Source organism: Pseudomonas sp. NPDC089741, from assembly GCF_044748825.1.
Lineage (GTDB): Bacteria > Pseudomonadota > Gammaproteobacteria > Pseudomonadales > Pseudomonadaceae > Aquipseudomonas > Aquipseudomonas helmanticensis.
Genome location: NZ_JBIVGT010000092.1, coordinates 1 through 1,254, shown reverse-complemented (window position 1 = coordinate 1,254; position 1,254 = coordinate 1). Strand labels below are relative to the sequence as shown.

Sequence of the window (1,254 nt, the reverse complement as noted above, 5' to 3'; positions counted from 1 at the left end):
CATGGGGATCCCCGTACCCGAGAGTGCTCCGGAGGCGGTCGCCCATATGTGGGCCGACGCCGATACCGACGAGGCCGCTGCGGAAGAAGCAGCCGCTGCGTTGGCAGCGGTGGAGACCGATATCGGTCGCACCACTGACCCAGTGCGCATGTACATGCGTGAAATGGGTACGGTCGAGCTTCTGACTCGTGAAGGCGAAATCGAAATCGCCAAGCGGATCGAAGAGGGCATTCGTGAAGTGATGGGCGCAATCGCGCACTTCCCTGGCACGGTTGACCACATTCTCTCCGAGTACACCCGCGTCACCACCGAAGGTGGTCGCCTGTCCGACGTCCTGAGCGGTTATATCGACCCGGACGACGGCATTGCGCCGCCTGCTGAAGTGCCGCCGCCAGTCGAAGCGAAAGTCGCGAAAGCCGACGACGAAACCGACGACGAAGAAGCTGAATCTTCCGATGACGAAGAAGAAGCCGAAAGCGGTCCGGATCCGGTCATTGCTGCACAGCGCTTTGGCGCCGTGGCTGATCAGATGGAAGTCACCCGCAAGGCGCTGAAAAAGCACGGTCGCAGCAATAAGGCAGCGATTGCCGAATTGCTGGCTCTGGCCGAGCTGTTCATGCCGATCAAACTGGTACCGAAGCAATTCGAAGGTTTGGTCGAGCGTGTTCGCGGTGCCCTGGATCGCCTGCGTCAGCAAGAGCGCGCGATCATGCAACTGTGTGTACGTGATGCACGTATGCCACGCGCCGATTTCCTGCGTCAGTTCCCGGGCAATGAAGTCGACGAAAGCTGGTCCGACGGTCTGGCCAAAGGCAAGAGCAAGTACGCCGAAGCCATCGGTCGCGTTCAGCCGGACATCATTCGTTGCCAGCAGAAACTGATCGCGCTGGAAACCGAGACCGGTCTGACCATCGCTGAAATCAAGGACATCAACCGTCGCATGTCGATCGGTGAGGCCAAGGCCCGCCGCGCGAAGAAAGAGATGGTTGAAGCCAACTTGCGTCTGGTGATCTCGATCGCCAAGAAGTACACCAACCGCGGCCTGCAATTCCTCGATCTGATCCAGGAAGGCAACATCGGTCTGATGAAAGCGGTGGACAAGTTCGAATACCGTCGTGGTTACAAGTTCTCGACTTATGCCACCTGGTGGATCCGTCAGGCGATCACTCGCTCGATCGCCGACCAGGCACGCACCATCCGTATTCCGGTGCACATGATCGAGACGTGCAAGAAGCTCACCCGTATTTGCCGGCG

Annotated in this window: 1 protein-coding gene; it reads left to right on the top strand. The window is 59.1% G+C overall.

Annotation, left to right across the window (positions count from 1 at the left end):
- On the top strand, nt 1-1,254 hold a 1,254-nt coding region (locus ACIPZE_RS29005; protein WP_400776871.1), incomplete at both ends, for a sigma-70 family RNA polymerase sigma factor.